Genomic DNA, 1262 nt, shown 5'->3' on the forward strand with positions numbered 1-1262 from the left:
GCTTTCTCCGTATGAGTGGTGGAAGGGGAAGGGCGCTCAGTGCTTGATCTCTGCAACGGCCCTGTGACGGGTGACRGGCTCGGCGATCCGCTGCTCGTCGATCACCTTCTGCATGGCGGCGATGGTGTCCTCGAGGCCGGGGCCGAGGCGCTTGCCCGGGGTGAAGGTCGCCGGCAGGTGCTTCATSCCGTTGATCACGCCGGTGGTGTCGTAGTGCACGGCGCCCGCAGGGTCGCAGACGAAGTCAGGCATCCGCTCCAGGACGTGGCGCACCATCGTCTTGAAGATCGCCCGGGCGACGTTCGAGCCGATGCAGCGRTGSAYSCCSAGSCCGAAGSTGGAGTGCCGGTTGCCGGTGCGGTCCAGGACGATCTCGTTCGGGTCGTCGAAGACCTCGGGGTCACGGTTGGCCATCGCCCACGAMAGCCACACCCGGTCACCTTCCTTGAACTCGACCCCGTCGATCTCGACATCAGCCGAGATCGTCCGACCGTCACCCTGAGCCGGCGTGTAGAACCGCAGGAACTCCTCCGTCGCGGCGTCGATCCGGTCGGAGAACTCCTCCTTCAGCCACGCYTTCTGCCCGGGGTGCTCCGAGAGCCACTCCAGGGAGTGCGCGGTCAACGCCGTGGTGGTGTCGAAGCCCCCGCCGATCAGCAGAGCGATCACGCCGATCAGCTCCAGGTCGTCGGGCGCCGCCTCGGCGCCGAGGTCGACCTTGACGAGCGCGTCGATGAGGCCCGGGTTCTCATTCCCCCGGATCGCCGCAAGGGACTTGAACATCTCCATGCCCATGGCGACCTGGGTCTCCCGGACCCGCTCGATCTCGGGGTCGTCGGGCGAGGTGTAGATGCTSGMGTGSGWCGGTTCGACGTACGGCAGGTACTCGTCGAGCGGAACGCCSAGSAGRCCCATCGTCATGACGGCCGGGACCAGGTTGGCCAGGTCCTCGACGAAATCGATCTGTCCGGTCTCGATCACGTCATCGATGCACGCCCGCGTGATCTCGTCCACGATGGGCTGCCACCGCGCCACGGCGGCCGGCGACAGGTAGGCGTTCAGCGCCTTGCGGTAATGCTGTTGACGCGGCGGGTCCATCTCCAGGAATCCACCGATGGTGGTGCGCCCCTCATGCGGCGGAGCGGGGATGTTGATCCCCTTGTAGCCCTGGCGCTGTCCATGGATGTCAGCGTCGTTGGAGAGCACGTCGGCGCGACGTGCGAGGTTGAACAACTGCTGATTGCCCGCGATGAACCAGTAGC

At 66.1% G+C, this 1262-nt stretch carries 1 protein-coding gene; it reads right to left on the reverse strand.

What is annotated here, in order from left to right; translation table 11 throughout:
- Positions 1 to 36 precede the first annotated feature (36 nt).
- Positions 37 to 1262: cytochrome P450 (locus ACXJKL_RS21260; RefSeq protein WP_457208978.1), on the reverse strand; the 1226-nt coding region annotated here is incomplete at its 5' end.

It is taken from the genome of Nocardioides sp. P5_C9_2 (assembly GCF_054049555.1).